This window comes from Herbaspirillum seropedicae (genome assembly GCF_001040945.1).
GTDB classification, from domain to species: domain Bacteria; phylum Pseudomonadota; class Gammaproteobacteria; order Burkholderiales; family Burkholderiaceae_D; genus Herbaspirillum; species Herbaspirillum seropedicae.
This window is the reverse complement of sequence record NZ_CP011930.1, coordinates 3,790,045-3,815,097: the sequence shown is the minus strand read 5'-3', so window position 1 is coordinate 3,815,097 and position 25,053 is coordinate 3,790,045. Positions and strand designations below refer to the sequence as shown.

23 protein-coding genes are annotated in these 25,053 nt (G+C 65.1%); 13 read left to right on the top strand and 10 right to left on the bottom strand.

Features of this window, described 5'->3' with window-relative positions; genetic code table 11:
* Window positions 1-199 precede the first annotated feature (199 nt).
* The 5 genes from ACP92_RS16625 to ACP92_RS16605 all read left to right on the top strand — a co-directional run bounded on the left by ACP92_RS16625 (window position 200) and on the right by ACP92_RS16605 (window position 4,181).
* Complete coding sequence (locus tag ACP92_RS16625; RefSeq protein WP_013235269.1) at window positions 200-973, top strand: ABC transporter ATP-binding protein; 774 nt, start codon at window positions 200-202, stop codon at window positions 971-973.
* Entirely contained in the window at window positions 970-1,971 is a 1,002-nt protein-coding gene (locus ACP92_RS16620; RefSeq protein ID WP_013235268.1) for an ABC transporter substrate-binding protein, read from the top strand. The genes ACP92_RS16625 and ACP92_RS16620 overlap by 4 nt, the downstream gene beginning before the upstream one ends.
* A 131-nt stretch (window positions 1,972-2,102) precedes the next feature.
* Window positions 2,103-2,876, top strand: a complete 774-nt coding sequence (locus tag ACP92_RS16615; protein WP_013235267.1) for an ABC transporter permease — start codon at window positions 2,103-2,105, stop codon at window positions 2,874-2,876.
* A 13-nt stretch (window positions 2,877-2,889) separates the two neighbouring features.
* Entirely contained in the window at window positions 2,890-3,681 is a 792-nt protein-coding gene (locus ACP92_RS16610) for a type 2 periplasmic-binding domain-containing protein (protein ID WP_013235266.1), read from the top strand.
* 230 nt (window positions 3,682-3,911) lie between these two features.
* Window positions 3,912-4,181, top strand: coding sequence for a hypothetical protein (locus tag ACP92_RS16605; RefSeq protein ID WP_041311033.1), 270 nt, complete (start codon window positions 3,912-3,914; stop codon window positions 4,179-4,181).
* Window positions 4,182-4,277: 96 nt separating this feature from the next.
* Here the strand turns inward: ACP92_RS16605 and ACP92_RS16600 are convergent, their stop codons facing one another.
* From ACP92_RS16600 to ACP92_RS16585, 4 genes are all read right to left on the bottom strand, one after another.
* Window positions 4,278-5,960 carry a Na+/H+ antiporter gene (locus tag ACP92_RS16600; RefSeq protein WP_013235265.1) on the bottom strand — a complete coding sequence of 561 codons (1,683 nt, stop codon included), beginning with the start codon at window positions 5,958-5,960 and terminating at the stop codon, window positions 4,278-4,280.
* A gap of 174 nt (window positions 5,961-6,134) precedes the next feature.
* The gene (locus tag ACP92_RS16595; protein WP_013235264.1) at window positions 6,135-7,379 is read right to left on the bottom strand and encodes an MFS transporter; all 1,245 of its coding nucleotides are present in this window, start codon (window positions 7,377-7,379) and stop codon (window positions 6,135-6,137) included.
* A gap of 104 nt (window positions 7,380-7,483) precedes the next feature.
* A complete protein-coding gene (locus ACP92_RS16590; protein ID WP_013235263.1) occupies window positions 7,484-8,338 on the bottom strand; it encodes a putative hydro-lyase in 855 nt (284 codons plus the stop codon).
* 138 nt (window positions 8,339-8,476) lie between these two features.
* Entirely contained in the window at window positions 8,477-9,382 is a 906-nt protein-coding gene (locus ACP92_RS16585) for a LysR family transcriptional regulator (RefSeq protein WP_013235262.1), read from the bottom strand.
* A gap of 151 nt (window positions 9,383-9,533) precedes the next feature.
* Between ACP92_RS16585 and ACP92_RS24975 the strand changes: the two genes are divergently transcribed.
* The 5 genes from ACP92_RS24975 (at window position 9,534) to ACP92_RS16565 (ending at window position 13,452) form a co-directional block, all read left to right on the top strand.
* Entirely contained in the window at window positions 9,534-9,725 is a 192-nt protein-coding gene (locus tag ACP92_RS24975) for a hypothetical protein (RefSeq protein ID WP_156181801.1), read from the top strand.
* Between the two features lie 185 nt (window positions 9,726-9,910).
* Window positions 9,911-10,630 carry a FadR/GntR family transcriptional regulator gene (locus ACP92_RS16580; protein WP_013235261.1) on the top strand — a complete coding sequence of 240 codons (720 nt, stop codon included), beginning with the start codon at window positions 9,911-9,913 and terminating at the stop codon, window positions 10,628-10,630.
* Window positions 10,631-10,818: 188 nt separating this feature from the next.
* The gene (locus ACP92_RS16575) at window positions 10,819-11,580 is read left to right on the top strand and encodes an SDR family NAD(P)-dependent oxidoreductase (protein WP_013235260.1); all 762 of its coding nucleotides are present in this window, start codon (window positions 10,819-10,821) and stop codon (window positions 11,578-11,580) included.
* A 107-nt stretch (window positions 11,581-11,687) separates the two neighbouring features.
* Complete coding sequence (locus ACP92_RS16570) at window positions 11,688-13,079, top strand: TAXI family TRAP transporter solute-binding subunit (protein WP_013235259.1); 1,392 nt, start codon at window positions 11,688-11,690, stop codon at window positions 13,077-13,079.
* A 142-nt stretch (window positions 13,080-13,221) separates the two neighbouring features.
* Complete coding sequence (locus tag ACP92_RS16565) at window positions 13,222-13,452, top strand: hypothetical protein (protein ID WP_041311032.1); 231 nt, start codon at window positions 13,222-13,224, stop codon at window positions 13,450-13,452.
* 58 nt (window positions 13,453-13,510) lie between these two features.
* Here the strand turns inward: ACP92_RS16565 and ACP92_RS16560 are convergent, their stop codons facing one another.
* Window positions 13,511-14,752, bottom strand: coding sequence for an ABC transporter ATP-binding protein (locus ACP92_RS16560; RefSeq protein WP_041311030.1), 1,242 nt, complete (start codon window positions 14,750-14,752; stop codon window positions 13,511-13,513).
* Between the two features lie 108 nt (window positions 14,753-14,860).
* On the opposite strand from ACP92_RS16560, the gene ACP92_RS16555 reads away from it, so the two are divergent.
* Both ACP92_RS16555 and gorA read left to right on the top strand, forming a co-directional pair.
* The gene (locus ACP92_RS16555; RefSeq protein WP_013235257.1) at window positions 14,861-16,504 is read left to right on the top strand and encodes an ABC transporter permease; all 1,644 of its coding nucleotides are present in this window, start codon (window positions 14,861-14,863) and stop codon (window positions 16,502-16,504) included.
* A gap of 61 nt (window positions 16,505-16,565) precedes the next feature.
* A complete protein-coding gene (gene gorA / locus ACP92_RS16550; RefSeq protein WP_013235256.1) occupies window positions 16,566-17,942 on the top strand; it encodes a glutathione-disulfide reductase in 1,377 nt (458 codons plus the stop codon).
* Between the two features lie 70 nt (window positions 17,943-18,012).
* Here the strand turns inward: gorA and ACP92_RS16545 are convergent, their stop codons facing one another.
* Window positions 18,013-19,329 carry a phospholipase A gene (locus tag ACP92_RS16545; RefSeq protein ID WP_013235255.1) on the bottom strand — a complete coding sequence of 439 codons (1,317 nt, stop codon included), beginning with the start codon at window positions 19,327-19,329 and terminating at the stop codon, window positions 18,013-18,015.
* A 314-nt stretch (window positions 19,330-19,643) separates the two neighbouring features.
* On the opposite strand from ACP92_RS16545, the gene ACP92_RS16540 reads away from it, so the two are divergent.
* Window positions 19,644-21,731, top strand: coding sequence for a putative bifunctional diguanylate cyclase/phosphodiesterase (locus ACP92_RS16540; RefSeq protein ID WP_013235254.1), 2,088 nt, complete (start codon window positions 19,644-19,646; stop codon window positions 21,729-21,731).
* 226 nt (window positions 21,732-21,957) lie between these two features.
* Here ACP92_RS16540 and ACP92_RS16535 read toward each other — a convergent pair whose 3' ends face one another.
* The 4 genes from ACP92_RS16535 to wrbA form a co-directional block, all read right to left on the bottom strand.
* Window positions 21,958-22,386, bottom strand: a complete 429-nt coding sequence (locus ACP92_RS16535) for a hypothetical protein (RefSeq protein WP_041311028.1) — start codon at window positions 22,384-22,386, stop codon at window positions 21,958-21,960.
* A gap of 123 nt (window positions 22,387-22,509) precedes the next feature.
* Window positions 22,510-23,916, bottom strand: coding sequence for an FAD-binding oxidoreductase (locus ACP92_RS16530; protein ID WP_041312090.1), 1,407 nt, complete (start codon window positions 23,914-23,916; stop codon window positions 22,510-22,512).
* Between the two features lie 53 nt (window positions 23,917-23,969).
* Window positions 23,970-24,362 (bottom strand): DUF2069 domain-containing protein, encoded by a 393-nt coding sequence (locus ACP92_RS16525; RefSeq protein WP_013235252.1) that lies wholly within the window; start codon window positions 24,360-24,362, stop codon window positions 23,970-23,972.
* Complete coding sequence (gene wrbA, locus ACP92_RS16520) at window positions 24,359-25,003, bottom strand: NAD(P)H:quinone oxidoreductase (protein ID WP_013235251.1); 645 nt, start codon at window positions 25,001-25,003, stop codon at window positions 24,359-24,361. The genes ACP92_RS16525 and wrbA overlap by 4 nt, the downstream gene beginning before the upstream one ends.
* Between the last annotated feature and the right edge of the window lie 50 nt (window positions 25,004-25,053).

The following is a 25,053-nucleotide window of genomic DNA, read 5'->3' as shown; positions in this document are numbered from 1 at the left end:
TGCAATTTCGGCTGCTTTCTTATTCGAAATACGAATAAGCATACGATTATTAAGTAGTTGTTTTGCATAGCGGGCAACAGTACAGTGCATGCCTGAATAAAAGGGGGGAGACCGCAGCGGCCCATGGTGGCGCCCGTGCCGCGGGCCGACGCTCCTTCCCGTTCCACCCATCCCTGGCGCGGACCATCCGCAGGACCACATGAAGCTATCTTTCAACAATGTCGCCAAGCATTTCGGCGACCTGCACGTGATCGAGGAATTCACCCGCGAGATCGCATCGGGTGAGCTGGTCGCGCTGGTCGGCCCCTCCGGCTGCGGCAAGTCCACCTTGCTGCACATGGCGGCAGGCCTGGAAAAGCCCAGCAGCGGCAGCGTCGCCGGTGACGGTCAGACCATCCGTGGCCCCCATCCCGAGCGCACCCTGATGTTCCAGGAGAACGCACTCTATCCCTGGCTGACCCTGCAGCAGAATGTGGCGCTGGCGCTGGAATTCCAGAGCGTGGACAAGAAGAAGGCTGCCGAGCAGGCCCGCGTCTGGCTGGAAAACGTCAAGCTCAAGGGCTTCGAACACTATTATCCGCACCAGGTCTCCGGCGGCATGCGCCAGCGCGCCGCCCTGGCGCGCGCCTTCATCTCGCAGCCCAAAGCGCTGCTGCTGGACGAACCCTTTGGGGCCCTCGATGCGCTCACCCGCATGACCCTGCAGGACGCCCTGCGCGACCTGATCCGCCAGCAAGGCCCGACCGTGGTGCTGGTGACCCACGATGTGGATGAGGCGCTGTTCCTGGCCGACCGCATCTTCGTGTTCAGCCCGCGTCCGGCCAAGGTCTTGAAGGAATTCAATCTCGTGCATCACGAAAAGACGCACGACCTGTCCGAATTTGCGGCCATCCGCCGCGACATCCTCTGCCTGCTGGGCATCCACGCCGAGCAGGACGAATTTGCCAAAAACATTGAAGGGGTAGGAGTATGAAACTCGCACGCATCCTGGCGCCCGCCATCACCGCCGCCGCCCTGGCATTTTCCGGCAATGCCTTTGCGCTGGAAAAATTCAAGATCGGCTACCTGCGCGTCATGGACGATGCGCAAGCCATGGCCGCCTATGAAGCGGGGCTCTACAAGAAGTACGGACTGGATGTGGAACTGATCGAGTTCAAGTCCGGCACCGACCTGGTCAAGGCCATCGTCGGCGGTCAGCTCGACAGTGGCGTGTTCGGCTTTTCCAATGCCGTGGCCTGGGCCTCCAAGGGCGCGGACCTGAAGGTGGTCGGCGGCGCGCAACTGGGCTATCACGCCCTGGTGGCGCGTGAAGACTCCGGCATCAACAAGGTGGCCGACCTCAAGGGCAAGACCCTGGCGTCGCAGGCCGAGGGCAGCACCGCCGACACCGTGCTCAAGGGCGTGGTGCTGCGCGACGCCGGCATCAAGGCCGATGACGTCAATGTGATGGGCGTCTCGCCCCAGGTGGCGGTGCAGTCGCTGGTGGGCAAGCGCGTCGATGCCGCCTTCCTGTTCGAACCGCAGGCGCGCATCGCGCAACTGATCGCGCCGGTCAAGCAGGTCTATGAAATCGGCGAAGTCTGGCCTTTCCCCTGCATGGTGGTCATCACTTCCGGCGAGACCCTGAAGAAGAAGCGTGAGGCCGTCTGGAAGTCGCTCGACGCCCAGCGCGACGCCATCACCCTGCTGCAGAAGAAGCCTGCCGAGGCCTCCAAGCTGATCGCCGGCTACTTCATCGCCGAGCCTACACTGAAGACCCTGAAGCATGGCGAGATGCTGCGCGAAGACGTGATCCGCGACGCCATCAAGAGCCAGACCTTCACGCCCAAGATCAGCAAGAAGGACCAGGACCGCATGCAGGAGATCGCCGATATCCTCCAGTCGCAAGGTTCGCTCAAGACCCGTGACGGCAAGCCCTTCGACGTGAACTCCATCACCGACCTGTCGTGGCAGAACGCGCGCAAGCTGTGATCGTCGGAGCGTCTTCGATACGGCCCTCTCGGGCCTACTCAGCCCGAACGGTTTGGGATGTGATGCCGAAGTAGTTTTTATGTTTTTTTAATCTGGCCGGACCGTGTCCGGCCATTGTCTTTCCTGTCCTTATGAGCTCTCAGCGTCGCGTTACCGGTATCCGCAAGAAGCTGGCCATGGTGCTGGCCATCGTCTTCATCCTCCTGATGTGGCAGATCGCGGCCTGGTCGCTGCCGTCCTTCCTGATGCCGGGCGTGCCTTCGGTGGCGGCGCGGCTGTGGGAAGAGGTGCAGTCCAGCAATTTCCGCCTGGCGCTCTTCGGCAGCCTCTATCGCCTGGGCATGGGCTATGGTTCGGCGCTGGTGCTGGGCATCGGCTTCGGGCTGGTCGGTGCGGTGCTGTTCTTCTTCCGTGAAGTGCTCAAGTCGGCCATCGTGATCCTGCAATCGATTCCGTCGATTGCCTGGGTGCCGCTGTTCCTGATCCTGATGGGTTTTGGCAACCTGCCCATCGTGGTGGTGGTGGCCATCGCCGCCTTCTTCCCGGCGGCGCTGTCGGTGATGAACGCGACCGAGAGCGTGCAGCAGGTCCACGTCTCGGCGGCCCGCGTGATGGGCGCCTCGCGGCTGTCCATGCTGCGCCGGGTCTACCTGCCGGCGGTGATGCCGGAACTGATCACCGGCGCCCAACTGGCCTTCGGCAACGCCTGGCGCGCGCTGATCTCGGCGGAAATGCTGGTGGGCTTCGGCAAGGGCCTGGGCCGCACGCTGGCCTATTCGGGCGAGACTGCCGACATGGTCGGCGTGATGGCCAATATCCTGACCATCGCCATCCTGGCCGCATTGATCGACCAGGTGATCCTGGAAAACCTCAAGCATCGTCTGCTGAAGTACCAGTACGTCTAAGGCTGGCCCCTCCATGCGCGCCCTTTACCGCTACACGCTGCTCACGTCGGTCTGCCTGCTGGTCGGAGCCGCCCAGGCAGGCGTGCTCGATGACGCCCGCCGCAGCGAGCAATTGCGCATCGGGCTGGACCACGTACCGCCGGTCTACAAGGGCGGCATGAAATTCCGTACACCGGAGAACATCGCCACCGTGCTGGCCGAGGATCTTGCCGCGCAATGGAAACTCAAGGCCGATCTGCAGCCCAACGTCGCCGACCGCGCCGCGCTCAAGGGGGTGCGTCCCGATGTCGTGCTCACGCGCGTGGACCCGGCCCAGGCCAGCGCCGCCGACGCCACCCTCATCCCGACCGGCTACAGCGCCGGCGGCATGGCCATCATGCGCAGCGATACCACCATCCGCAAATGGGATGACCTCAAGGGGCGCACCGTCTGTGTCTCCAGCGGATCTCCCTATGTCGGCACCCTGAGCGCGCGCTACGGCGCCATCGAAAAAGTGATGCCGGCCCCGGCCGATTCGCTGCTGGCCGTGCGCATCGGCCAGTGCGACGCCGCCGTGCACGACGACACCCTTCTGAAAGTCTTGCTCAAGCTGCCCGAGTGGAAGAAATTCTCCGCCCAACTGGCCCCGGTGAGCCGCCAGGTCCTGGTATTGCAAGTGCGCGGCAATGATCCCGCCGACCTGGCCGCGGCCCGACAGGCGGCGGCCAGATGGAACGATGCGTTCTGGCTCAATGCCATCAGGAAGTGGGTCAATAACGTCGCCTTCGAGGTCTACCTCGACCAGAACGTGCCGGATTGCCACTGAACCGCCGCGCTGCCTGGCGAGGAAGTTTCCAGGCTGATATCGGCCCTCCATGATTTCTTGCCACGCAGGCAAGAATGAAGGTGGCGTCAGCGCAAAAAATGGGCGATGTCAGGTTTTTCCTGTGGCAGAGCGCGGCAATGGGCGTAAGATAGCGACATTCGCCTCACTGGACGGCACATATTGTCGCCACCAGCATTCATTTCTCGTCCTTCGTATCAAAGGAGCCCATCATGGCCATGGACATCGCCTCCGCCGTCAACGCTGTCGTCTCCGACCCCAATGGGAATGCGCCCACCACGGGCAAGGCCAATGATCCGGTCGCCGTGCGCCGCGCCGAAGAGGCTGCTGCTGCGGTCAAGGCCGAGCAGCGCCGCCTGGAAGAAATCCAGGGCGATGAAACCCGCGCCGAAAACGCCCGCCAGGAGCGCAATCGCCGCGAACAGGCGTCGCGCAATGCGACCGGCGAGATCATCGGCACGACCGTCAATTCGGTCGCCTGAATCCCCTTCTTCTGCGACAAAGCCCGCATCGCCATGCACAGTGGCGATGCGGGCTTTGTGCTTGCTGGCCTGGCTTTTCCGAAGAGCGCAGCGCGCTCAGTGATGTTGGCCGGGGGCATTGAGCGAGCCCAATAGCCAGGTCTCGGCCATGTCGATCTGGTTGATCAGCATCAGGAAGGTCTCGTCATTGATGCGCTGCTCGGCGCGCAGGTAGTGCACTTCCAGCCGCTCGGCGCGGATCGCCTCCAGTCGCAGTTCGCGCTCGAACTGCTTGAATCGGTTGGCGGCGCGCTGGGTTTCTTCCGAATCGCTTTCCGCATTCATCCGCATCCGGTAGGTCGCCAAGAGGCTGCCGCTGACTTCGGTGAGCAGGGCCAGGTCGTTCTCATCGAGGTTCATGCCGATGCGTTCCTGGGCCGTCTCGATGCTGCGCACGGCCGCCTCCGACAGGCGCAGCCGGGCCATCATCTCTTCGGCGCGGCGGCGCTTGACCTCGGCATCCAGTTGCAGGTCCTTGAGCATCCACGGCAGCAGCAGGCTGCCCAGCAGCAGCGAGCAGACGATCACCCCGGTGGCCAGGAAGATCAACAGGTCGCGCGCTGGGAAGGGCGTATGTTCCTTGAGCAGCAGCGGAATGGACATCACGCCGGCCAGCGTGATCGCCCCGCGCACCCCGGAGAGCGCCGTGATGCTGATGAGGCGCAGGTCGAACTTGCGATTGCGCCCGCTCTGGCCGCGCAGCGCCGAGGCAAAGCGGCGCATGCGCAGGTTGATCCAGACCCAGACGAAACGCAGCACCACCAGCGCCAGCGTGATGGCGACGATATAGACGAACAGGTGCCACACCGGCACATTGCCGGCCATCTTGGCGTCCATATGGGCCAGGCTGACGATGCCCGGCAATTGCAGGCCCAGCAGCAGGAAGGACATGCCGTTGAAGACGAATTCCAGCATCGTCATGATGCTGCGCCCCTGCAGCCGGGTAGCGGCCGACTCGCCGCCGGCGGTTTCCAGATAGGGCATCAGCATGCCCGCCGCGACCGCGCCCAGAATGCCCGAGAGGCCGAAGTGTTCGGCGAAGATGTAGGCCGTGAAGGGGATGAGCAGCAGCAAGACCACCTGGATGCCCGGTTCATCGCCAGCCCATTCGATGATCTTGCGGCGGATCAGCCCGAAGCCCCAGGCTACGATCAGGCCCACAGCCACCCCGCCGGCGGCGATCAGCACGAAGGAAATGCTGGCGTCCAGCAGCGAGAAGGTACCGGTGATGACCGCCGCAATGGCGAACTTGAAGGCCACCAGGCCCGAGGCATCGTTCATCAGCGCCTCACCCTCGAGCACATGTTGCATCGAGGCCGGCAAGCGCCCCTTGCCGACGATGGAGGAGACCGCCACGGCATCGGTGGGCGAGAGCACGGCGGCCAGCGCAAAGGCCGAGGGCAGCGAGATGACCGGGATCATCCAGTGGATGAAGTAGCCCACCCCGACCACCGTAAACATGACCAGGCCCAGCGCCAGCGCCAGGATGGGGCGCGCCAGCCGGAAGAACTCGCGCTTGGGCATGCGCCAGCCGTCGGTGAACAGCAGCGGCGGGATGAACAGCAGCAGGAACAATTCAGGATCGAAGCTGATGCGCAGCCCGAACATGGGCAGGGCCAGCACCGCTCCCAGCGCGATCTGGAACAGCGGCAGGGGCAGCTTGAAGGGCGCCAGCCGGGCGACGACGCCGGAGACGGCGACGGCCAGCAGCAGGATCAACACGGTGAAGACGATTTCCATGAGTGCAGCGGTAGGTTGTTCTTGTGACGGGGGCGCGGGTTCTTCAGACCCGCTTGACCGCGGCGAGTTGCAAGTATAGGGCAGGAAGGCGGTGGGCGCAGGCAAGCCAGAGGCGCGCCAAAATGCAAGAGGCCGGCATCCAGCCGGCCTCTTGCAAGGGAAAACGGGGGAGAATCAGAAAGCCTTTGCGACCGCTTCCAGCTCCTTGCCGCGCGTCTCGGGCAGGACCAGGCAAGCCACGATCACCAACCCATAACAGCCTGCCGCAATCCAGCCTATGGTCTGCCCCAGCGGCAGGCTGTTGCTCAGATAGCCCACCAGCGCCGGACAGATCGCCCCGACCGCACGTCCGAAGTTGTAGCAGAACCCCTGTCCTGAACCGCGCACATCGCTGGGGAACAGTTCAGACAGATACGCCCCCATCCCCGAAAAGATCCCCGAGAGGAAGAAGCCCAGCACGAAACCCAACGCCAGCATCCAGGCATCGGTGATGATCATCTGCGTATAGCTCAGTACCAGCACGATGCCCATCGCGGCGAACAGCATGAAGCAGCGGCGACGACCGATGGTGTCGGACAGCCAGGCCGAGGTGAGATAGCCACAGAAGGAGCCGCCGATCAAGACCAGCAGATAGGTGCTCGTGCCCAGCACCGACAGATGGCGTTCGGTCTTCAGGAAGGTCGGCAGCCAGGTAGTCACCGAGTAATACGCGCCCTGCATGCCGGTGGCCAGCAGGCTCGCCAGCAAGGTGGTGCGCAGCAGGTCGCGATGGAAGATGCGCAGGAAATTGCCGCGCTGGCCGCTCTCGCGCAGCCGGGCCTGGGTAGCCAGGTAGACGGCGGGCTCGCTGATGGCGCGGCGGATGTAGAGCGTCAGCAGGGCTGGCAGCACGCCGATCCAGAACAACACCTTCCATGCGGTCTCCGGCGGCAGCACCGCATAGACGCCCCAGAACGCCAGCGCTGAACCCGCCCAGCCTACCGCCCAACTGCTCTGCACCAGCCCCGAGGCCTTGCCGCGATGGCGGGCCGAGATGGTCTCGGCAATGAGTACCGAACCGACCGCCCATTCCCCCCCCATGCCGAAACCCTGCATGGCGCGGGTAAAGAACAACTGGCCGAAGGACGTGGTGAAACCGGAGAGGAAGGTAAAGAACGCAAACCACAGCACCGTCCATTGCAGCACCCGCACCCGGCCATAGCGGTCGGCCAGCACACCTGCGGCCCAGCCGCCGATGGCCGAGGTCAGCAGGGCGCCGGTAGCGATGTAGCCGGCTTCGGCCTTGCTCATGCTCCACGCCGCCAGGAGCGTGGGGATGAGGAAGGTGTAGATCATGTAATCAAAACCATCCACCGCATAGCCGGTGAAGGTCGCCGTGAGCGTGCGCCGCTCGGATGTCGTTGTTTCTTGCAGCCACATGATGATCCCCTGTAATCAAAGTATGTAAATCACTGACGTGCGACATCATCCGGCCAGGCGAAGCAAGCGCAGCCGGTGATCGAAAACGATAGGTCGTACAGGCGCTAGGCCTGCGGTTCGAGCAGCAGTTCGCTATTGAGCTTGTCGGTCACCAGCATGTAGCCGGGAGCGTGGGTGATGCAGAATTCGGGCCGGGCGGCGACGATGGCGGCCTGGGGCGTGACCCCGCAAGCCCAGAACACCGGCAGCTCATCGGCGCGGATATCCACCGCCTCGCCGTAATCGGGATGGTCGATATCGGCAATCCCGATCAGCGCTGGATCGCCGATATGGATTGGTGCGCCATGCACCTGCGGGGTGCGTGCGGTGATCTGGATGGCGCGGATGGCGTCGGCCGCCTTCAATGGACGCATCGAGACCACCGTCGGTCCCTGGAACACGCCCACCGGCTGGGTCGGGATATTGGTGCGATACATGGCCACGTTGCGGCCTTCGCTGACATGACGCAGTGGAATGCCAGCGGCCAGCAGCGCATGTTCGAAGGAGAAGGAGCAACCCAGCGCGAAGGTGACCAGGTCATCGCGCCACACTTCGCGCAGGTCGCTGACCTCGGCCACGCGTTCGCCATGGCGCCACAGGTGATAGCGCGGCACGTCGCTGCGCACGTCCAGGTCCAGGCCCAGCGCGGGCAGGGCCGGGGAGCCGGGTTCCGAGACAGCCAGCAGAGGACAGGGAATGGGGTTGCGCTCGCAGAAGGCGAGAAAATCATCGGCCAGCGCAGCAGGCAGGATCGCCAGGTTGACCTGCACGTGGGCGCTGGCCACGCCGCTGGTGTGGCCGCTGAACGCGCCGCTGCGGGCGGCCAGGCGCACTTCCAGCGCGGTGGATGCGGCCGACAGGGCCGGCGGTGGGGCGGGCTGATGCGGTGCGGTGGACAAGGCAGTGGCAGTCTCTGGCATGGCGGTCTCCTTCCTGGAATGGAGCCGATCTTAGGAGGGTGCCGGGAGAGCGTCCAACAAAAAATTTATATCTTTTGTTATCGATTTATTCGATGACGACAATGGAAAAATCACTATAGCGATTTCCATGCCAGGGCATCATTTTTCTGCGGTGCGGCCTTTTATTTGTGCGCGCCGGGCGTGTTCCAGCGCCGAATCGAGCACCAATTCGGCCAGGCTGGAGCTGGGATCTTCGCGATAGCTGGCATGGATCTGCAAGGCAGGCAGTTGCGCCTGGCAGCGCAGGATGCGCAGCGGCAGACGGCGCGTGAGTTGGCGCACCGAGGCGCGCGGCAGGGTGGCCACACCAAAGCCGCCTTCGACCAGCTGCACCATGGCCGAGATGGAGGAGATGGCGTGGATGCGCGGATTGGCCACACCCCATTCCTGGCACAGTTGCAGCAGCCCCTGGTGCGGCTGCGAGCCGCGCTGGAAGGTGATGAGGTCGTGCGCAGCCAGTTCTTCCAGCGTATGGGAACGGGTGCCGAAGCGCTCGCGGTGGCCGACGAAGACCATCTCCATCGGCGTCATCAGGCGCGAGCGCACGGCGGTATCGCTGCCGACCGTGGAGGTGAAGACCAGGTCCTGGGCGCCACGCCGGATCTGTTCGGTCAGCACTGGCGAGGTTTCCACGGTGAGTTCCAGGGCGAAGTCAGGATAGCGGCAACGGATTTCCTGCAGCCATGCGGGCAGCCAGCTATGCACCACCGACTCGATGCTGCCGATGCGCAGCGCCAGCGGCCCGGCGCTGTGGCCGCCCAGCTCCTGGCGGATCTGGCGTTGCATGTCCAGCAGCTTGACGGCCAGGCGCTGGAAGCGCTGGCCAGCCACGGTGAGGCGGAACTGTTTTTCGCGGCGGTCCAGCAGCACCACGCCCAGTTCTTCTTCCAGCGAGGCGATGCGGCTGGACATGGTCGATTGCGTGATGTGCAGTTTCTCGGCGGCGCGGGTGATGCTCTTGAGCGAGGCGGCCCAGTGGAAGGCCTCGACGAAACGCAGGTTCATGGGGGCTAGGCAGTGAAGTTGGCGGCTTGGCGGGAGAGGCAGCGTAGCGTACCAGATGCCTAGCCGCTTCGGCAGGAATGATGTGCGCGGTGAAGTGGCGCTACCCTCTATGCCGATAGAATCTTCCTTCGAAGTTTTATATGGTTGCGGGATGAACACCAAAAATCGTCCTCGTCGCCAGCTCTTTGATGAACTCATGTCCGGACTGCAGGACATGAGCGACGAGCGACAAGGAAAAATCCGCTTGAAAACCATCTTCGTCAAATTGATGACACCATCTGCGGCGCCTTTATCCCATGAGCGGGGGCCTGCGAGAGCGCGAAATTCCCGTCGTCGGACCTGAGCAGAGACCGTCCATTGCTTTTGCATTGCACCAAAGGCCCGCTGCTTGACACAAGCCGCCCCGATACCTATCCTCACCTCCCAATTGGTCTTACCTTACGCCGCCCGCAAGCGCCGGGCCGGCGGGGCAGGACAACATTGCCGAGACGGCAGTGATTCACCCCTACAGGCAGGTATCCAGAGAGCATGTCCTTCGACCCCATCGTCCAGAAATCCATTTCCGAACAGGTTGCCCAGCGGCTGCTGACCATGATCCGCAGCGGCCTGTTGAAGCCCGACCAGCAGTTGCCGCCCGAGCGCGAGCTGGCGGCCATGCTGGGCGTGGGCCGTCCTGCGGTGCGGGAGGCCATTCGCGGGCTGGCGCTGCTGGGGCTGCTGCGCATCCGCCAGGGCGAGGGCACCTTCGTCAGTTCGCTGGAAACGCGCGAGCTGCTGGAGCCGCTGGAGATGATCATCGACCTCAACCCGGGTACGCTGGAGTCGCTCTTCGATGCCCGTCTCATCATCGAGACCGGTGTGGCTGCGCTGGCCGCCACCCATATCGAGGACGCCGAACTGGACCGCCTGGCGCGCAATGTCGAGGACGAGGCGCGCCTGCTGTCGGATCCCGCTGCCTTCGCGGCCGCCGATGTGGAATTCCACGAAGCCATCATCGAGGCCTGCAATAATCCCTTCCTGCAAAGCATCGCCGGCAGCCTCTACATGCTGGGCAAGAAAAGCCGTTCCATCACCTCGCGCATCCCGGCTACGCTGGAGCGCAGCCTGCAGGACCACCGCCAGATCCTGGACGCGCTCAAGGCGCGTGATCCGCAGAAGGCCTCCGAGGCCATGCGCCATCATCTGATGCGCGTGCGCGATGCCTACCGCAGCGCTGGCCGCAATCGCAACGAATCGGTCCACGACTGAACGCAGCAAGCGCCGCCGTTGCCGCCAGCCTGGCCTGTGCGGCATTCCACAACGGTGGCGTGGCAGTACGGCCGCAGCGCCTGGCGCGCGGCGTCCCTCACAAGACCCGATACCGGCAGGCGCTAAAGGGCCGCCCCATGACAAGCCGGAGCATGAGTGATCAACCGTTTCTTTGACAGGAGAACAGCATGCTGGATCTGGCAGGAAAAGTCGTCTTCATCAGCGGCGCAAGCACCGGTATCGGCGCGGCCGCCGCCAGGGCCTTTGCGGCCCGGGGTTCCCATCTGGTGGTGCACTACAACAGCTCGGAAAAGGAAGCCGAGGCCGTCGCCGCCGAGGTGCGCGCCGCGGGCAGCAAGTCCATCACCATCGGCGCCGATGTGCGCGATACGTCGGCCATCAACGCGGCAGTGGCCAAGGCGGTGGCGCAGATGGGCCGCATCGATGTGCTCATCAACAACGCCGGGGCGCTGGTCAAGCGTGCGCCGCTGGAAACGGTCACCGATGAACTCTTCGACGACATCATCAACATCAACGCCCGCTCGGTGGTGGCCTTCACCCGTGCGGTGATCCCGGTCATGCGCGCCCAGGGCGGCGGCAACATCATCAATGTCACGTCCGTGGCGGCGCGCCATGGGGGCGGCCCCGGTGCGCTGATCTATGCGGCCTCCAAGGGCTTTGTCAGCACCCTCACGCGGGGGATGGCCAAGGAATTGCTGGCCGACAAGATCCGCGTCAATGCGGTGGCGCCGGGCGTGATCATGACGCCGTTCCAGGAACGTTTTACTACACCGGAACAGCTGGAAGGCTTCCGCAAGACCATTCCCATGGGCCGCATCGGCGAGCCGGATGAATGCAGCGGCGCTTTCCTCTACCTGGCGTCGGAACAGATGTCGGGCTACGTGACCGGGCAGATCATCGATGTCAACGGCGGGCAGTACATGCCCTGATGCGCTGACGCCCTGATGCCTGCGGGCCGGGTGTCGCTCGCCCGGCCCTGCATGGTGTTACAAGCTCGTGCGCGTCAAAGCCGCTAGGCGCGGCTAGAATAGCGCGCATGCTCAAAGACAAGAAACTCTCCGCCTATGCGCCTTCGGCCACCCGGATACGGGCGCGCTTCGTGGCCATCTCCTGGCGCGACCTGGCTGTCAGCTTCGGTCCCATCATCCTGCTGATCCTGGTGGGCGCGTGGCTGGTGATCTGGCTGATCCGGCCCGCGCCGCCATCGTCCATCACCATCGCCGCCGGTCCCAAGGACAGCAACTTCTGGCGCGTGGCGGAGCGCTACAAGACCATCCTGGCGCGCGATGGCATCAAGCTCGATATCGTCGAGACCGGCGGTTCCCTGGACAACCTCAAACGCCTGGTCGACAGCGACCAGGACATCGACGTCGGTTTCGTCCAGGGCGGCCTGGCCGGTGCGGTGCCGGCGGATGCGATGGGCTCGCTGGTGTCGCTGGGCAGTATTTCCTATGTGCCGGTGTCGGTCTATTACCGCAGTGCGTCCATCAATGCGGAGGGCAAGCCGATACCGCCGCTGCGTCAGCTCTCCGAGCTGGCCGGCAAACGCATCGCCATCGGCGGTCAGGGCAGCGGCTCCAGCGTGCTGGCCGCCACGCTGCTCAAGGCCAATGGCGTGGAGGCCGGCGGCGCTACCCAGCTGCTCAACATCGGCGGCGACGAGGCTGCGCAGGCGCTGACCAGCGGCAAGATCGATGCGGCCTTCCTGATGGGGGACTCGGTCTCGGTGGCGACCATGGGCAAGCTGCTGCGCGCGCCCGGCGTCCGCCTGCTGGATTTCTCGCAGGCGGAGGCCTATGTGCGGCGCTTCCGCTACCTCAATACCCTGAAGATGCCCATGGGCGTCTTTGACCTGGCGCGCAACCTGCCGGCGCGCGACACCCAGTTGATCGCACCCACCGCCGAACTGGTGGCGCGTGAAGACCTGCATCCGGCGCTCTCGGACCTGCTCATCGAGGCCGCCCACGAAGTCCACGGCAAGGCCAATGTGATGCAGAAGGCCGGCGAGTTCCCGGCCCCGCTGGAACATGAATACCGCATCAGCGACGATGCGGCGCGCTACTACAAGTCGGGCAAGACCTTCTTCTACCGCACCTTGCCCTTCTGGCTGGCCAGCCTGCTGGACCGGGCGGTGGTGATCGTGCTGCCGGTGATCCTGCTGCTCATTCCGGGGATACGCCTGGTGCCCATGCTCTATGGCTGGCGGGTGCGTTCGCGCATCTATCGCTGGTATGGCGAGCTCATCGCGCTGGAACGTGGTATCTCGCGTGATTCGCCGCAGGAGCAGGCCGATATCCTCAAGCGTCTGGACGAGATCGAGATGGCCGTGAACCGCATGAAGATGCCGCTGGCCTTTGCTGACCAGTTCTATGTCCTGCGCGAGCATATCGGCTTCGTACGGGCGCGCCTGGCGGCGGGCGTGGCCTAGACGCGACAGCCGGCGGGCAGGGTGGGGCGGGTTGTTGTATGCTCGCCATGGCAGCCATACTACTGTACAAAAAATACTGTGTATGCATACAGTGTTTGTGCTAAAGTGAAGCCTCTTACAGACAAGAAGAGGAATCGCTGCCATGACCCACTTTGATCTTGCTTCCGACGCTCGCTTCGCTGTTTCTTCGTCCAGCCCGTCCTCGCTCAGCATCCGCCTGGGCCGCCGGGAAATCTTCATCTGCCGCGACACCTACGTGCGCCGCTACCGGGTCAATCCGGTCATCGAGTGCAGCGCCGGCATCGAGCCGGGCCATCTGGAAATCCTGCTGCTGCGCCGCTGGCTGCTGGTCCTGTCGAAGGCGCGCGCCTGATGCGGCGCGCCCTTGACTGGCTGGTCGTTGACGCGCTGGGCCGCCCGGCCCGCGTGGATCAGCGGCGCGAAGCTTCGTGCGCCAGTTCGGTCGCGTCGGCAGCCATGGGCGCAAGTGCCACAGGTGCCGCGGGTGCTACAGCTGCCACAGCCAGGCCCGCCGAGGCCGACTCGGTCCTGGCGAAGGTCACCAGATGCGTCACTTCCAGCCTGATGCCTATCCACTCGCCCACGGCGTGATCATGATGCGAGGGCGCCAGCGACAATAGCGTCTGGCCGTTCTCCAGCGCCAACGTGTAGAGGAATTCCGCCCCGCGGAAGGACTTGCGCACCACTCTCGCCCGGAAGGGTGAGGCATCATCGTGGATCACATCATCGGCGCGCAACAGCACGTCGACCTCGCTGGTCTGGGCTGCTTGCTGGCCATGCAGCGCATGCAGCGGCACGCCGCGCAGCAATCCGGCGGCGGTTTCTACTTCGATTTCTTCCTGTTCATCCCCTTGGTGATGGTCCGTTGCTGGCCGGCTGGCAAGCGCTTGCGCGTTCGCATCCGGCCCGCGCAACTGCCCTTGCAACAGCACGCCATGGCCGATGAAATCAGCGGCAAAACGGGTGGCCGGACGGTGATAGAGCGCATACGGCGTATCCCATTGCTCCAGTTGCCCCTGGCGCATCACACCGACCACATCGGCGACGGCAAAGGCTTCCATCTGGTCGTGGGTCACCATCAACGCGGTGGTGTGGGTGCGCTTGAGGATGTCGCGCACGTCGTGCGCCAGGCGTTCGCGCAATTCCACATCCAGGCTGGAGAAGGGCTCGTCCAGCAGCAACAGGCGCGGCTGCGGGGCCAGCGCGCGCGCCAGTGCAATGCGCTGCTGCTGGCCGCCCGAGAGCTGGTGCGGGAACTTGGCGCCGGCCTCGGGCAGGCCCACCAGCGCCAGCATCCCGGCCACGATCGCACTGCGCTCGCGCTTGTCGCGGCCGCGCAGGCCGAAGGCGATATTGTCGGCCACGTTCAGGTGCGGGAACAGGGCGAAATCCTGGAACACCATGCCGATGCGCCGCTGTTCGGCAGGCACGCGCACCCCGCCGCCTTCGAGCAACTGGCCGTCCAGCCGGATGAGCCCCGCCTGGGCCGGCTCCAGGCCGGCCACTGCCCGCAGCAGGCTGGTCTTGCCGCTGCCGGAAGGGCCGATCAGCGCGCCCAGTTCGCCCGGCGCCAGGCGCAGTGAGACGGCGTCCACGGCCGGTGCAGGCGTGCGCGGATAGCGGATGCTGAGGTGTTCGACTTCCAGAAACATGGGCATGCTCAATGAAATGGTTACAATTCGCGTTTGCGAAGGGGTTTGCGCAGTGTAGCGCATGCGCCCGCGTCTTCCTTCATTCTGTCCTCACGGGTCTGGTTCCCTATGCATTTCATCGGTTTGCTCGCTGTCCTGATCGCCTTGCCCATCCTCGGCATCCTCTGCGCCTGGTTCGGGCTGGACGCCGAAGGCCTGGACGCCTTGCGCCAGCAGGCAGAGACGGTGCTGCCGGGCTACCTTGCGACCTCGGGATGGCTGGCGCTGATGGTCACGCTGGGGGTGGTGGTGGTGGGCGGCGCCACGGCGGTGACGGTGAGCCTCTTCGAATTTCGCGGGCGGCGCTGGTTTTCCTGGGCCTTGCTGCTGCCCATGGCCATGCCGGCCTATGTGTCGGCCTACGCCTATACCGATTTCCTGCAGTACGCCGGCGTGGTGCAGAGCACCCTGCGGGGCTGGTTCCCCGGCTTTCGGATGGAAGTGCGCGGCTTGCCGGGGGCGATCTGCATGTTCGTGCTCACCCTTTATCCCTATGCCTACCTGCTGGCCCGCAATGCCTTGAGCGAGCGCGGCACCCACCTGATGGAAGCGGCCCGCATGCTGGGCGCACCGCTGTCCGAACGCATCGTACGCGTGGCCCTGCCGCTGGCGCGCCCGGCCCTGGCCGCCGGGGCGGCGCTGGCGCTGATGGAGACGCTGGCCGACTACGGGGTCTCGGCCTACTTCGGCCTGACCACCTTCACCACCGGCATCTACAAGGCCTGGGTAGTGCTGGATGACCGCCTGGCTGCGGCCCAGTACGCGTCGCTGCTGCTGCTGTTCGTGACCGTGCTGCTGTGGCTGGAGCGGCGCGAACAGGGGCGCATGCGCTTTGCCGCCACGCGCGGCGGACGTGGCCATGATGGCGCCGAGGCGCGCCTGCCCGTGCTCTCGCGCGCCCAGACCGCACTGGCCTGGCTGGTGTGCGGCCTGCCGGTGGTGCTGGGCTTTGTGCTGCCGGTGGCGATCCTGCTGCGCCTGTGGTGGAGTGAGGCTGGGCAGGGGATGGGGTTCGATGTCGGCCGTTATGCCGGCTGGGTGTGGAACAGTTTCCGTTTCGGCGGCATGGCCGCGCTGGCCGCCATCGTGCTGGCCCTGGCCTTGTGCTTTGCGCTGCGCAGCGGCGGCCTGCCGCGCCTGCAAGCAGCATTGCTGCGCCTGACGGCGCGGCTGGCCGGCATGGGGTACGCCATCCCTGGCTCGGTCATCGCGGTGGGCATCCTGTTGCCGGTGGCCTGGCTGCAATCGCTGTGGCCGGGGGCGGGCCTGGGGGTCTTGCTCACGGCCAGCTCGCTGGGCGTGATCTATGCGTATCTGGTACGCTTCACGGCGGTGGCGGTGCAGTCGGTGGAGTCCGGTTACACCCGCATCCCCGCCAGCCTGGATGAAGCGGCGCGCAGCCTGGGAAGTTCGCGCGCCGTCATTGCCTGGCGCGTGCATATGCCCTTGCTGTGGCGTTCGCTGGCGGTGGCGGCCCTGATGGTGTTCGTGGATGTGGTCAAGGAACTGCCGGCCACCTTGCTGTTGCGACCCTTCGATACCGATACCCTGGCCGTGATCGCCCACAACCTGGCGCGCGATGAGCGCCTGGGCGAGGCGGCCTTGCCGGCCTTGTCCATCGTGCTGGTCGGACTGGCGCCGGTGCTGCTGGTCATGCGCGCGCTCGATGGCAAGCGCAGCCAGCCCTTGCAAAACGCTGCGCCGCCCGCATAACCCCTGCACGACCGAACCGATGAACCTGCCAGCGCGCCTGGCGCAGATCCCTGGAGCCACCATGAGCCAATACGACTATGACCTTTTCACCATCGGCGGCGGCTCCGGCGGCGTGCGCGCAGCGCGTTTCGCCAGCCAGGCCGGTGCGCGCGTCGGCCTGGCCGAGAAGGGCGACCTGGGCGGCACTTGCGTGAACCTGGGGTGTATCCCCAAGAAGCTGATGTCCTACAGCGCCCATTACCACGAGGAGTTCGCCGACGCGGCTGGCTATGGCTGGACGCTCAATGGCCAGCCCAGTTTCGACTGGAGCGCGCTCATGGCCAACAAGGACCGCGAGATCGCCCACCTGAACGACATCTACCTGCGCCTGCTCGATAACGCCAAGGTCAGCCTGCACCGCGGCTTTGCCAAGGTGGAGGACGCCCACACCGTCAATGTCGATGGCCAGCGCTTCACCGCCCGCCACATCCTGGTGGCCACTGGCGGACGTCCCGACAAGCCGGCCATCCCCGGCGCCGAGCTGGGCATCACCTCCGACGATTTCTTCCATCTCAAGGCGCTGCCGCAGCGCGCCGTGGTGCTGGGCGGCGGCTATATCGCCGTTGAACTGGCCTCCATCCTCAATGGCCTGGGCTGCGAGGTGACCCTGGTGTATCGGCGCGAGCGTCTGCTGCGCAATATGGACGCTGATCTTGGCATCCATCTGGCTGACGAGATGGCCAAGAAGGGTATCCGTATCGTCTTCAACGCCAGCATCGAAGCCATCGAGGCGGAGCAGGCGGGCGAGGCAAGCGAGGCAAGCGTCAAGACGGTGCGGCTCACCAATGGCGAGGCGCTGTCGGCGCAGTGCGTGCTGTTCGCCACGGGGCGCACGGCCAACACCGCCGGCCTGGGGCTGCAAGAGGCTGGCGTGAAGCTCAAGGCCAATGGGGCGATCGAAGTCAACCAGGACTTCGAAAGCAGTGTCCCGTCCATCCTGGCCGTGGGCGATGTGATCGATCGCGTCGCACTCACGCCAGTGGCGCTGGCCGAAGCCATGGCCGTGGTCTCGCGCCTGTTCGGCAAGGGCGAGCGCGGCATGTCCTACGCCAATATTCCCACGGCGGTGTTCAGCCATCCCAATGTGGGCACGGTGGGCTTGTCGGAGGAAGAGGCGCGCCAGCAGTTCGGCGAACTGAGGATCTTCAAGACTGATTTCAAGCCGCTCAAGAACACGCTTTCGCGCAATACCGAACGCACCTTCATGAAGCTGGTGGTCGATGCCCGTACTGATCGCGTACTGGGCGTGCACATGGTTGGCGGTGACGCCGGCGAGGTCATCCAGGGCTTTGCGGTGGCCCTGCAATGCGGTGCGACCAAGGCCCAGTTCGATACCACCATCGGTATCCATCCGACTTCCGCCGAGGAATTCGTCACCCTGCGGACACCGGTGGCCTGATCCGCAGTGCAGGTTCGCCAGCAAAAACGGGGATGCCAGGCATCCCCGTTTTGTCATCCATGACCGGGCTTCAGCGCCACAGCGCGTAACCGATGCGGAACTGTGCGCGATCCTTTTGGTTGTAGGTCAGCAGGCTCTCGCCATAGCCGTGGAAATAGCTCGCCATCAGGTAGCCGGCCGTTCCCGGCAACAGGCGCGAGAGCGGGTAGGAGACCTGGGTCTGGCTGGTCAGCGTGCCGCCCAGCCGGCCCTTGCGCAGCATGGTGGCCACTTCCAGCCCATCGGGTTTGCCATAGGACAGCTTCAGGTCCATGTGGCCGCGGTAGTCGCCGATGTCGGGATTGTCGCGGGTGGGGCCGAGATAGGCATAGACCTTGGGCGCGACCTTGAAGTGGTAGTCGTTGAGGTTGCCGAAGTTGAAGCTGGGTTCGATGAAGTAGGTGTTGATGCTGCGCGACTGCGCGCCGTCGCGGCCATTGGATTCATGTTCCAGGCCGGTGGCAATGCCGATGCGGCTCAAGACGCGGTTCTGGATGCCCACGTCCGGCAGGTAGTAGAACAGGCTGGGGCGGTAGCTGGTGTCGCGGAAGGGCGCCGACGGGGCTGACAGGTCCCACAGCGAGAACTGGGTATAGCCCAGGTAGAGATTGTCCAGCGGGCCGCGCGAGCGTGGATCGTCCGGCACGAACAGGCGGAACTTCAAGCTGAGCTGGAAGCGCGCGTTGGTGTCGCCGCCGCTGTTGCCGACGCTGAAGTACATCGGTTCATTGAAGGACAGGCGGCGGTTGTTGGAGAGGATGTCTTCGGCCGCCGGGGCGCTATCCAGCGGCGAGGCATCGGCCCCGGGCGTGAAGACCGTGGCCGAGGGCGCCACTGGCGCCACCGTGCTGGAGGAGTCGGCCAGGGGCGTGTTGATCAGGTCAGGCGACTCCGGCAGCGCTCCCAGCGCGGCATCGGGGCGTACCACGGCCACCAGCACCGGCGCGGCATCCATGCCGATGGGCTCGATGCGGACCATGCCGCGCAGCCGTTCTGGCAGCATGCCGCGATAGCGCAGCTTGCGGAACTGGCCTTGCCTGAGGGTGATGCTGCCCTCGCTATCGACCCGTTGCAAGCTGATCTGCTGGGGCGGGATCATGTCGGCCGAGGCGGCCACCAGCAGGGTGGACGGCAGCGTGTAGGTGCGTTCGGGCTGGTCTTCCTCGCTGACCAGCAGGGTCAGTTCCAGGGGCTTGCTGACATCGATGCGTTTGGGCGGCTGTACCAGCGTGATGCCGGCATGGGCCGGCATGCCGATCAGCAAGCTGCCGCCGAGGGCGCACAGGGCCAGGGCGACGGATCGCAAGGGGAGGGGGAGACGGGGCAGGCAATGGCGTGGGCTGAACATGGTGTCCTTGTTGTATTCGCATGTTGTTGTTCTGGCGCCGGGCCATCGCACCGGCAAGGGCAGCGACGCAGCGAGGCGCCTGGCATTACAGATCGGTTGGCGCGGAGAAAGTTGCCTGGGGTGACGCAATGCCTCACTGCGGGGTGGAAGATGTCTGTCTGATAACGGGTATTTCCTGATTGTGTGACAATACTGCCGCCTCTAAGCTGACCTCCATTGCCCCCATGGGCGGCGCTGGCCGGTCCGGCCCTTGGAGCCCCCCTCAACCGCAGTCCCGATAATCCCGATAGTCTCGATACGTCGCACCCTTCGCCATGCTCATTGCCACCTACGACAAGCTGCTGGTTGTCGTCTCATTGCTGGTCGCCATCCTGGCCTCCTATACGGCGCTGGACATGGCCGAACGCATCAATACCACGGCCAGCCAGCATGGACGGGCGGCGCGCTGGTGGCTGGCTGGCGGCGCCGTGGCCATGGGACTGGGCATCTGGTCCATGCATTTCATCGGCATGCTGGCCTTCCGCCTGCCGATCGCCTTGGGGTATGACGCCGGGATCACCGCGCTGTCGCTGGTGATTGCCATCGCCGTCTCCGGCTTCGCCCTGTGGATCGTCACCCGTCCCGAACTGCCGACCCGACGCCTCTTGGGCAGCGCCCTGTTCATGGGGATCGGCATTGCCTGCATGCACTATACCGGCATGGCCGCCCTGCGCATGCAGCCGGGCATCGCCTACGATCTGTTCCTGTTCCTGGCCTCGGTGGCCATTGCCATCGCCGCCTCGGCAGCCGCCTTGTGGATCGCCTTCAGCCTGCGCAGGAACACGCCGCACGTCAGGGCGGCCCGTGGCGGGGCCTCGGTAGTGATGGGCATCGCCATCTTCGGCATGCACTACACCGGCATGGGGGCGGCCAGCTTCAGCCGCGACTCCATCTGTCTGTCGGCACGGGAGGGCGTGGCGCCAGGCTGGCTGGCCGTGCTCATCATCGTGGTGACGCTGGCGGCGCTGACCATCGCCTTGCTGACCTCGGTGCTGGACGCCCGTCTGGAGTCGCGCACCGCCAAGCTGGCGCGTTCGCTGGCCGCAGCCAATGAAGAGCTGACCCAGATGGTGTTGCACGACCAGCTCACCCGTCTGCCCAACCGCACCCTGCTGGAAGACCGCCTGAACCAGGCCATCAACAAGGCTGCCCGCGAGCAGGGCCATTTTGCGCTGATGTTCATGGACCTGGATGGTTTCAAGGCCATCAATGATTCGCTGGGCCACCATGTGGGCGACCGCCTGCTGGTGGAAGTGGCGCAGCGCCTGACCAGCAGTTCCCGCGCCAATGACACGGTGGCGCGCCTGGGCGGCGATGAATTCGTCATCCTGGTGGACTTGAACACCCCGGAAGACGCCATGGGCGTCGCTGAGAAGCTGGTGGAGGCGGTCAACCAGCCTTTCAAGGTGGACCAGCACGAACTGCGCGTCTCAGCCAGCGTAGGCATCGCCATCTATCCGGAGGATGGCGCGACCCGCCATGACCTGGTCATCAATGCCGATGCCGCCATGTATCACACCAAGCGCAGCGGCCGTAACGGCTATCACTTCTTCGAACCCTCCATGAACGCCAACGCCCAGCAGCAGCTGCAATGGCTGCAGGACCTGCGGGTGGCGCTGGAGCGCGGCCAGTTCCGCCTGGTGTATCAACCCAAGTTCAGCCTGCCCGCTGGCCCGGTGCTGGGCGCCGAGGCCTTGCTGCGCTGGGAGCATCCGGTGCATGGGCTGGTGGCCCCGGACCAGTTCATCGGCCTGGCCGAACGTTCCGGATTGATCCTGCCCATCGGTGCCTGGGTGCTGGACGAGGCCTGCCGCCAGATGCGCGAGTGGTTCGCCCTGGGCTATGTGGACTGGACCATGTCAGTGAACCTGTCGGCGCTACAGTTCGCCGATCCGCACTTGCTGGAAGTGGTGCGCACGACCCTGGAACGCCATCAGCTGCCACCGCCATGCCTGACCCTGGAAGTCACCGAATCCACCGCCATGCATGACACCGAGGCCAGCCTGCAGACCTTGCGCCAGATTGCCGACCTGGGGGTGGAAATCTCCATCGACGATTTCGGCACCGGCTACTCCAGCCTGCTCTATCTCAAGCGCCTGCCCGCCAATGAGTTGAAGATCGACCGCGGCTTCGTGCGCGAGCTCAGGCAGGACGGCGAAGACGCCGCCATCGTCTCGGCCATCGTGGCGCTGGGCCGTACGCTGAACCTGCGCATCGTGGCCGAGGGCGTGGAAACGGTGGAGCAGCAGGATTTCCTGACCGCGGCCGGTTGCGATGCCTTGCAGGGCTACCTGATGGGGCGGCCCATGACGCCGGAACTGTTCCTGCAGACCATGCGCGAACGGCACAAGAGCGCCGCCTGAAGGCGGCCGCAGGGCGGTCGCATTGCTATCCCGCAAATTGGCGGCGGCATCGCCGCTTATTCTTCGGATTGCTCTTCCGGGCTTGATGCAAAGATGCAGTCATAGGAAGCGCTGCGCCACAAGGCCGGCGTTTCCGGCAGGCTCCTGAGGGGGAGGTTGGGACGGACGGCCCGGTTGGCGTCCGTCCCTTTTTGTTGTCCGCAGCTCCCGGCTGGCGGCGCATGGCTCAGGGGGCTGGACATTGCAGGCGCAAGCGTTGCTCCAGCCGCTGCAGCTTGCGCCGGGCCTGCTCGACTTTGCCCGAACCGGGCGGCTGCGCCAGGCTGCGCGCGGCTTGCAAGTCTTCTTGCGCCCAGCGGTGCTGTTGCGCCAGCAGGCCACAGCGCTGCCGCTGGGCGGTGGTGGCGCTGCGCGCGTGAGAGGCCCTTGGCGCGTGGGGCGGCGTCGACGGGGATGGCGGCGCTGGCGCGGCCTTGAAGGCAGGGACAGTGGGCAAGGGCGGAGTGGACAGCGTGCCGGCCTGCTGGCACAGATGGTCGCTATAGGTCGTGAGCCCGTCGTACTGGCATTTGTAGACGGCGGCCTGGCTGGACGCATTCAGACACAGCGCCAGGAGCAATGCCAGGCCTTGGCGTGGCAGGGGGGAAAGATGCATGGTGAGCTCGCCGGTGAAATGGGTTCTCAGCAGACGCGCCGTCCCCGGCGCGCTACCCTCCCTGGGGGCAGGTCACTGCCGCCGGTCGGCGCCGGCTGGCTTTATCCGTTCATGCTGCGGGCTTCAGAGAACTTTGCCCGGATTCATCAGCTGTTGCGGATCCAGCGCCAGTTTAATGGCGCGCATCAGTTGCAGTTCCACCGGCGATTTATATCGCGTGATTTCCTCGCGTTTCAACGCCCCCAGGCCGTGTTCGGCCGAGATCGAGCCGCCGAAGCGGTCCACGCTGTCATGCACCACCCGGTTGATGGCCGCCTGGCGGGCGATGAAGTCGCGGTCGGCCACGCCTTCGGGCGGCGAGACGTTGTAATGCAGGTTGCCGTCGCCCAGGTGGCCGAAGGTGACCATGCGGCAGCCGGGCGCAGCCTGCTGGACCAGCACGTCGGTGGCGGCGATGAATTCGGCGATGCGCGAGATCGGCACCGAGATGTCGTGCTTGATGTTCTTGCCCTCGTGGGCCTGGGCGCTGGAGATGCTTTCGCGCAGCCGCCACAGCGCGCGCGACTGAGCCAGCGAAGCGGCGATGACGGCGTCGTCGACCAGGCCTTGCTCCAGGGCTGTGCCGATGAGGCCTTCGAAGAGGGCGCGGGCGTGTTCCTCCGATTCGCTGTCCGACAGTTCCAGCAGCACGTACTGCGGATGGGGCCGGTCGAAGGGCAGGCGCTGCTCGGGGAAGTGCTTGCGCACCAGTTGCAGGCAGAAGTCCGACATCAATTCGAAGCCGGTCAGCGCCGGGCCGCAATGCGCCTGCGCCAGCTGCAGCAGCTGCAGCGCCTGCGCCGGGTGGGGCAGCGCCGCCAGCGCGGTGACCTGGGCGCGCGGTTGCGGGAAGAGCTTCATCACCGCTGCGGTGATCACGCCCAGGGTGCCTTCGGCGCCGATGAAGAGATCGCGCAGGTCATAGCCGGTATTGTCCTTGCGCAGACCCTTGAGGCTGCTCATGATCTCGCCTTGCGCCGTCACCACTTCCAGCCCCAGGCACAGCTCGCGGGTATTCCCATAGCGCAGCACGCCGGTGCCGCCGGCATTGGTGGAGAGATTGCCGCCGATGGTGCAACTGCCTTCGGCTGCCAGCGAGAGCGGAAACAGCCGGCCTGCGGCGGCGGCCTGTTCCTGCAGGTGTTGCAACACGCAGCCGGATTCGACGGTGATGGTGTTGTTGAGGGCGTCGACGGCGCGGATGCGGTTGAGCCGGCGCAGCGACAGCACCACGGCATTGCCTTGCTGGTCCGGCACGCTGCCCAGCACCAGTCCGGTATTGCCTCCCTGCGGCACCAGCGGCACCGCGAACTGCGCGCACAGCCTGACCACCGCCGCCACTTCGGCGCTATCGGCCGGACGCAGCACGGCCAGGGCGCGTCCGGTATAGCGGCCGCGCTGGTCGGTCAGGTAGCCGGCGGTGTCGTGGGCGTCGGTGAGCACATGGGGCGCGCCGATGGCGGCCCGGCAGGCTTGCAGGAATTCATTCATGGCAGCGGCGCAGGCGCGCATGCGAACGCGCCTGGGAGAGAGGGATTGAGGATTTACTGGGAAGCCTTCTGGATCGCCTGGCGGGCGATTTCCTTGGCGGCCTTCTTGAAGGGGTGCAGGTAGAGCAGGGCGCACAGGAAGTACAGCAGGCTCAGCGCCACCTCCACCCAGCCCAGTTGCATCGACAGGTGGACGGCGTCGCTGGTGGCGCGCACCAGGCCTTCGGCCAGGTAGACCAGGATCAGCATGGACGACCATTGCAGCGTGTAGACATCGCGCTTGAGCACGCCGCGCAGCGGCAGCAGCAACGGCAAGACCTTGAGCACCATCCACGAGCCGCCCGGGCGCAAGGGCGCCAGCACCAGTTCCCACGCCAGACCCAGCAGGATCAGGGCGATCAGGCTGGAACAGGCTCCCAGGTGGAAATAGCGCGCGCGGCTGTTCATGATGGTCTCCGTAGTTTGATAGCGTTTTCCGCCAGCCGTTTGCCCAGGGCGATGGCCAGGGTGCGCGAGTCGTCCGACAGCGGCTGGTTGCCGTTGACGCCCGCCCAATGGCTGGCGCCGTAGGGCGTGCCGCCACTGTGGGTATTCATCAGTTCCGGGTGGGAGTAGGGTAGTCCCACCAGCAGCATGCCGTGGTGCAGCAGCGGAATCATCATGCTCAGCAGGGTGGCTTCCTGACCGCCGTGCAGGCTGCCGGTGGAGGTGAATACGCAGGCCGGCTTGCCAGTGAGCGCACCGGAGAGCCATTGCGGCGCGGTGCCATCCCAGAAATACTTCATGGCCGCAGCCATGTTGCCAAAGCGCGTGGGCGAACCCAGCGCCAGGCCGTCGCACTCTTCCAGGTCGGACGCTTCCACATAGGGCGCGCCGGAGGCCGGTACGTCCGGCTCGACCGCCTCGGCCACGGTGGACACCGCCGGCACGGTGCGCAGGCGGGCATCGCAGCCGGGCACGCTTTCCACGCCCTGGGCGATCAGTTCGGCCAGCTTGCGGGTGGCGCCATGGCGCGAGTAGTACAGCACCAGGATGGTGGCGTTGGAGGCAGCGTTCACAGCGGTAGAAGAGGTGGCGGAGGTCGTCATGCGGACTATTATATTTCCGTTTATTTGTGCATAGGCATCAGGAAAAGGGG